The sequence below is a fragment of the Streptomyces sp. NPDC059142 genome (assembly GCF_042755665.1).
Classification (GTDB): Bacteria; Actinomycetota; Actinomycetes; order Streptomycetales; family Streptomycetaceae; genus Streptomyces.
In genome coordinates, this window is the sequence record NZ_JBHZDA010000004.1 from 70,942 (window position 1) to 77,573 (window position 6,632).

The 6,632-nt window shown below is 72.0% G+C and carries 5 protein-coding genes; 2 read left to right on the plus strand and 3 right to left on the minus strand.

Features of this window, described 5'->3' with window-relative positions:
• Positions 1-69: 69 nt before the first annotated feature.
• Positions 70-1,722 (plus strand): phytoene desaturase family protein, encoded by a 1,653-nt coding sequence (locus tag ACFXPK_RS03270; protein WP_385071206.1) that lies wholly within the window; start codon positions 70-72, stop codon positions 1,720-1,722.
• Between the two features lie 110 nt (positions 1,723-1,832).
• On the plus strand, positions 1,833-3,062 hold the full coding sequence (locus ACFXPK_RS03275; protein WP_385071076.1) for a cytochrome P450: 1,230 nt from the start codon (positions 1,833-1,835) through the stop codon (positions 3,060-3,062).
• A 77-nt stretch (positions 3,063-3,139) separates the two neighbouring features.
• Here the strand turns inward: ACFXPK_RS03275 and ACFXPK_RS03280 are convergent, their stop codons facing one another.
• From ACFXPK_RS03280 to ACFXPK_RS03290, 3 genes are all read right to left on the minus strand, one after another.
• Positions 3,140-4,168: a proline racemase family protein gene (locus ACFXPK_RS03280; protein ID WP_385071079.1), complete on the minus strand. Its 1,029-nt coding sequence runs from the start codon at positions 4,166-4,168 to the stop codon at positions 3,140-3,142.
• 5 nt (positions 4,169-4,173) lie between these two features.
• Positions 4,174-5,127 (minus strand): dihydrodipicolinate synthase family protein, encoded by a 954-nt coding sequence (locus tag ACFXPK_RS03285; protein ID WP_385071081.1) that lies wholly within the window; start codon positions 5,125-5,127, stop codon positions 4,174-4,176.
• 23 nt (positions 5,128-5,150) lie between these two features.
• Positions 5,151-6,632: FAD-dependent oxidoreductase (locus ACFXPK_RS03290; RefSeq protein WP_385071084.1), on the minus strand; the 1,482-nt coding region annotated here is incomplete at its 5' end.

Sequence of the window (6,632 nt, forward strand, 5' to 3'; positions counted from 1 at the left end):
GTACCTGAAAGCCGACGAGAACACCGAGGAGCGCACGGCATGCCGGCTGCCCGACCCCGCAGGAAATCCATGATCGTCATCGGCGGGGGGCTCGGCGGCCTGTCCACCGGCTGCTACGCGCAGATGAACGGCTACACCAGCCAGGTCTTCGAGATGCACGAGATCCCCGGCGGCTGCTGCACCGGCTGGGGCCGTGGCGACTTCACCTTCGACTGCTGCATCAGTTGGCTGCTGGGCAACGGGCCCGGCAACGAGATGCACCAGATCTGGCTCGAACTGGGCGCCCTCCAGGGCAAGGAGATGCGCCACTTCGACGTGTTCAACATCGTGCGCGGCCAGGACGGCCGGGCGGTGTACTTCTACTCCGACCCGGACCGGCTGGAGGCCCATCTGCTCTCCCTCTCGCCCGGTGACGCCCGCCATATCCGGGGGTTCTGCGCCGGGCTGCGCAAGTTCCGTACCGCGCTGCCCGCCTATCCGTTCCTCAAGCCCGTGGGACTGATGGGCCGGTGGGAGCGGTGGCGGATGCTGGCCGGCTTCGTCCCGTACCTCAATCTGTTCCGTACGTCGATGTCCGTCCTGATGACGGAGTACTCGGCCCGGTTCCAGGACCCGCTGCTGCGCGAGGCGTTCAACTACATCCTGCTGGAGAAGCACCCCGGCTTCCCCGTGCTGCCGTTCTACTTCCAGATGGCGTCGCAGGCGAACCGGTCGGCCGGGGTGCCGGAGGGCGGCTCGCTCGGGCTGGCCCGCTCCATCGCGGACCGGTACCGGCGGCTGGGCGGCGAGATCACGTACAACGCCAAGGTCGAGCGGATCCTCGTCGAGAACGACCGCGCGGTGGGGGTACGGATGGTGGACGGGCGGGAGTACCGCGCCGACGTCGTCGTCTCGGCCTGCGACGGCCCCACCACCCTGCTGAAACTCCTCGACGGCCGCTACCTCGACGACGACTACCGGCGGCTGTTCACGAAGACCATCGAGGAGCCGGGCATGGTCTTCCCCGGCTATGTCAGTGTGTTCCTGGGGCTGCGGGCGGGCTTCCCCGAGGGGGAACCCACCACGACCCACCTCCTGGACGAGGAGACGGCCTCCAAGCTCCTCGGTATCCGCCATCCGAGCATCAACGTCCAGTTCCGCAGCCGGTTCTATCCGGAGCTGTCACCGGACAACACGACCGTCATCTACGCCACGTACTTCTCGGACGTCGAGCCCTGGCGCGAACTGAGCGAGGGGCCCGAGCAGTTCAGCCGGCCCCGCCGGGGCGGCGAGCTGCACACCCTGCCGGTGCGGCGGGGCCGCCCGTACTCGGCCGCCAAACGCCGGGTGCGGGACACGGTCGTCGACTTCCTGGAGGAGCGGTATCCGGGGCTGCGGGACTCGATCGCCGTACGGGACACCTCCACCCCGCTCACCCAGATCCGGTACACGGGCAGCTACAACGGGACGGTCCTCGGCTGGCAGCCCTTCGTCGAGAGCGGCGAGACCATGGAGGAGCTGGTCAAGAAGCACGGGCCCGCCCTGCCCGGTCTGGAGAACTTCTACCTCTCCGGTGTGTGGGCCACCACCGGCGGTCTGATCAGGGCCGCCGCCGCGGGACGGCAGGTCGTGCAGTTCATCTGCCGGGACGACGGCATCGACTTCACCGCATCCGTCGACGACACCGCGCCACCGCCCACCCATGTCGTCGTGCCGGTGGGCCCGTTGGCCCACACCTCTTAGCCCCGTCGGCCCGCACCCCGTAGCCCCGTAGCCCCGTAGCCCCTGCGGGCATGCCCCGCGAACGCGTCAGCACCCTTCGAGAACCGCGCCAGGAAAGGCGGACACCCCCCATGTCACCCCAGCCGCAACAGCAGTCCACGGAGCGCCCCGAACCGCTCTCCTACCCCTTCTGGAACCTCGGCGGTCTGGATCCGCACCCCGGCTACCAGCGGCTGTGGGACCAGCCGCTGGCCCGCGTGCGGCTGGCCTACGGCGAGGACTCCTGGCTGGCCACCCGGCACGAGGACGTCCGCGCCGTCCTCTCCGATCCCCGGTTCAGCATCGGTGAGGCCGTCCACCGCGACCATCCCCGTATCGAACGGATGCCCAGGATCAGCGGTGGTCTGCTCACCAGCGCGGACCAGGACCACTCCCGGATGCGCTCGCTGCTGAGCAAGGAGTTCACCGCGCGCCGGATCGAGCGCCTGCGGGACCGGATCAGGCGGACCGCCGACGGGCTGCTCGACCGCATGGAGGAGGCGGGCGCGCCCGCCGACCTGATCGAGGACTACGCCTTCCCCTTGCCCATGACGATCATCTGCGAACTGGTGGGCATCCCGTACGCCGACCACATTCATGTACGGCACTGGGCGGACGTGGTGTGCTCGGGCAGCACACCGCCCGAGACGATCCTGGAGGAGGCCGGACTCTTCAACGCCCGGATGGAGGGCTGGGTGGAGGCGCGCCGCCGGGAGCCCGCCGACGATCTGCTCACCATCCTGGTCCGGGGCCGTGACGAGGAAGGGCTCATCACCGACGCCGAGCTGATCGACATCCTCGGCGAACTCCTCATCGGCGGATTCGTCACGACCACCAACCAGATCGGCAACTTCTTCTCGCTCATGCTGCTCCACCAGGAGAACGGCGACGACATGCTGGGCCGGCTCCGCGCCGACCTCGGCCTCATCCCCAAGGCGGTCGAGGAGCTGCTGCGCTTCGTCCCCCTGCTCAACGGGGTGGTCCTGCCGCGTTACGCGATGGAGGACATCGAGCTGGGCGGTGTGCTGATCCGCGCGGGCGATCCGGTCATCGTCTCCCCGACCGCCGCCAACCGGGACCCGGGGGTCTTCCCCGAGCCGGACGAGGTCGACCTCGAACGTCCGGGCAACCCCCATGTCAGCTTCGGGCACGGGGCCCACTACTGCCTGGGAGCGCACCTCGCCCGGCTGGAGCTCCAGGTGACCCTGGAGCAGGTGGTGACCCGCTGGCCGGAGCTGCGGCTGGCCGTCGAAGTGGACCAACTGCGCTGGCGGTCGAAGGAGTTCTTCAGCGGACTGTACGAACTGCCCATCGCCTGGTGATCACGGACCTCTCCGACCGGTCCCCGGCGGCCCGGTCGGAGAGGTCCCGTCGGAGAGAGGTCCGGTCGGAGGCCCGGTCAGAGGACGAAGCCCTCGGGGAAGGGGTCCTCGGGGTCGTAGTGGTACTGCGCGGTGCCGGTGATCCAGGCGCGGCCCTCGATGGTGGGGGTGACGGTCGTGAGGCCCCCGGGCGGGTCCGGCGCGCCGGGTACGGCGAGGGTGCCCTGCTCGACGAGCCGGCCGGTGAAGTGGGTGCCGATGAACGACTCGTTGTCGAAGTCGGTGTGCAGGGCGAGTTCACCGCGCGCGTGGAGCTGTGCCATCCGGGCGCTGGTCCCCGTACCGCAGGGCGAGCGGTCGAACATGCCGGGGTGGATGACCATCGCGTGCCGGGAGTGCCGTGCGTCGGAGCCCGGGGCGGCGAGATAGACGTGGTGGCAGCCGTTGATCCCGGGGTCGGCGGGGTGGACGGGCCGGTCCTGGGCGTTGACGGCGGCCATGACGGCCAGGCCCGCGTCCATGATCCGCTGTTTCTCGGCCCGCTCGAAGGGGATGCCGAGCCGGTCGAGCGGGAGAATGGCGTAGAAGTTGCCGCCGAAGGCCAGGTCGTACGGGATCTCGCCCCACAGGGGGACCCGTACCGTACGGTCCAGTCCCAGGACGAAGGACGGCACATTGCGGAGGGTGACGGACTTCGCGGCGCCCCCCTCGACCCGTACCCGGGCGATGACGAGTCCGGCGGGGGTGTCGAGCCGGAGGGTGGTGACGGGTTCGGTGACCTCGACCATGCCGGTCTCGACGAGGACGGTGGCGACGCCGATGGTGCCGTGTCCGCACATCGGCAGACAGCCCGAGGTCTCGATGAACAGGATCCCGTAGTCGGCGTCGGGGCGGGTCGGCGGTTGCAGGATGGCGCCGCTCATCGCGGCGTGTCCGCGCGGCTCGTTCATCAGGAACCGGCGGATATGGTCGAGGTGGTCGATGAAGTGGCGGCGCCGGTCGGACATGGTGGCGCCGGGGATCACACCGACACCGCCGGTGATGACCCGGGTGGGCATGCCCTCGGTGTGCGAGTCGACGGCGTGGAAGACCCGGCTGCTGCGCACGGCGGTTACCCGAGCCCTTCCGCGAGCGCCTTCTCCGTGGCCCGGCGTACGGCCTGCTCCTGCTCCGGGACCAGGGGGAGACGGGGGTGGCGGCAGGGGCCTCCGTACCGTCCGGCGAGGTCCATGCTGGCCTTGATGGCCTGGACGAACTCGGTGCGGGAGTCCCAGCGCAGCAGCGGGTGCAGCGTGCGGTACAGCGGCAGCGCGGTCTCCAGGTCGCCGGCCGAGGCGGCCCGCCAGAGGGCGACGCAGGCGCGCGGGAACGCGTTGGGGTAGCCGGAGATCCAGCCGGGCGAGCCCGCCACGGCCAGTTCCAGCGACACATCGTCCGCTCCGCACAGCACATCGAGTCCGGGGGCCAGTTCGGCGATCCGGAAGCCGCGCCGCACATCGCCGGAGAACTCCTTCACCGCGACGACGAGCCCTTCGCCGTACAACTCGGCGAGCAGTTCGGGTTCCAGGTCGACCTTGGTGTCGAAGGGGTTGTTGTACGCGACGACGGGCAGGCCCGCCCGCGCGACGGTGCGGTAGTGCGCGACGACCGCGCGCCGGTCGGCGCGGTAGGAGTTGGGCGGCAGCAGCATCACGGCCTGGGCCCCCGCCTCGCCTGCCTGTTCGGCCCAGCGCAGCGATTCGTCGGCGCCGTACGCGGCCACGCCCGGCATGACGGTGAAGCCCTCGGGGGCGGCCTCGACGGCCGTGGTCACGACGCGGGAGCGTTCCTGCGGCGAGAGGGTCTGGTACTCGCCGAGCGAGCCGTTGGGGGTGACGCCGTCGCAGCCGTTCTCCGCGAGCCAGGCGACATGGTCGGCGTAGGTGTCGAAGTCGACGCGCGGCGCGCCGCCGTCGTCACCCTCGCGCAGGGGCAGGGCGGTCGCCACCAGCACACCGTGCCAGGGCCTGGCGCGTACCGGTGCCTCCGGTGCGTTCAGCGCGTTCAGTGCGTTCGGCTCGTTCATGTGACCTCCTGGGCTGTCGGGGATCAGGGTGTGCCGGTGCGCGGGTGGTGGCCCGCCGCGAGGGTGCCGAGGGAGACCGGCTGGGCGATGGGCCGGGCCGCCAGGGAGCGCAGGTCCTCCTCGGTCGGCTCGCGTCCGGTGCGGGCGGCGACCAGGCAGGTGGTGGCGTAGCCGCAGACGCGGCCCTGGCAGAGCCCCATGCCGGGGCGGGCGTACAGCTTGACGGCGCGCGGGCCGGTCGCGCCCAGGTCGGTGACGGCCGCCTCGACGGCCTCGACGGTGACCTCCTCGCAGCGGCAGACGACGGTGTCCGGCCGCAGCCACTCCAGCCAGCCGGGCCGTACGGGGTACGCCGCGTGCAGGGCGGACGCGAACCTCCGCCCGGCCGTGCGGCGGCGCAGCAGCCCGCGTACGACCGCCGCCTCGGGCGCCGTTCCGACCGTGGTGAACGCGGCGTGCAGGCCCGCCAGTTCGCCTTCGGTGACGGACTGGGCCGCGCCGCCGACGCCGCAGACCTCGCCCGCGAGATAGACGCCGGGAACGGTGCTGAGCTGACGGGTGTCGGCGACGGCGACCAGGCTGCCGTCGGCGTCGCGGTGGGTGGCACAGCCGAGTTGGAGCGGGATCTCGATCTGGGGGGTGAAGCCGTGGCCGACGGCGAGGGTGTCGCACTCCACGCGGCGTTCGCCGCCCGGCACGACCCGCCAGCGCGCGTCGAGCCGCGCCACGGTGACGGCGCTGACCTCGTCGGTGCCGTGGACGGCGATCACGGCGGTACGGGTGCGGTAGGGCACCCGGTGGCGGGCCAGGGTGCGCAGTTGGGCCGCGCCCTCGGCGAGTTTGGCGGTGTTGCGGGCCACGGCGCGCGGATGGCGCGCGAACGCGGTGGGCAGCCCCGCCTCGTACACCCCGGCCACCCGTGCGCCCGCCTCGGCGAGCCCCGCGGCGACGGCGAGGAGGAAGGGTCCGGTGCCCGCGACCACGATCCGCCGTCCGGCGACCACTCCGTGTCCCTTGAGCAGGGCCTGCACGCCTCCCGCCGTGAAGACTCCGGGCAGGGTCCAGCCGGGGAAGGGGAGTTGACGGTCGTAGGCGCCGGTGGCCACGACGACCGTACGGCTGACGACGGTGCGCTCGGTGTCGCCGCCGTCGCTGTCCTGGCCGGCCGCTCCGTCCCCGGCGTCCCTGGCGTCCCTGGCGTCCCCGGCGTCCTCACACACCGTGTACGTGGTGAAGTCACCGTCTTTCCCGGGGCCTTGTGCGCCGTCACCGGTCCGTTCGACATGCCAGACGGTGTGTCCGGCGAAGTGGTCGATCCGGTCGGCGTGTGCGGCCAGACCGTCCCGCAGCCGCCGGAAGACGGGGTCGGCGGGGTGGGCGCCGGGGCGGTGGCGCCAGTACTGACCGCCGGGGGGGGGGGCGCCGCGGCCCGGCGCGGGCCCGCGGCCCCGCCCCCGCGGGCGCCGCGCCCGGCGGGGCGCCCCGGGGGCCCCCCCCCCCCGCCC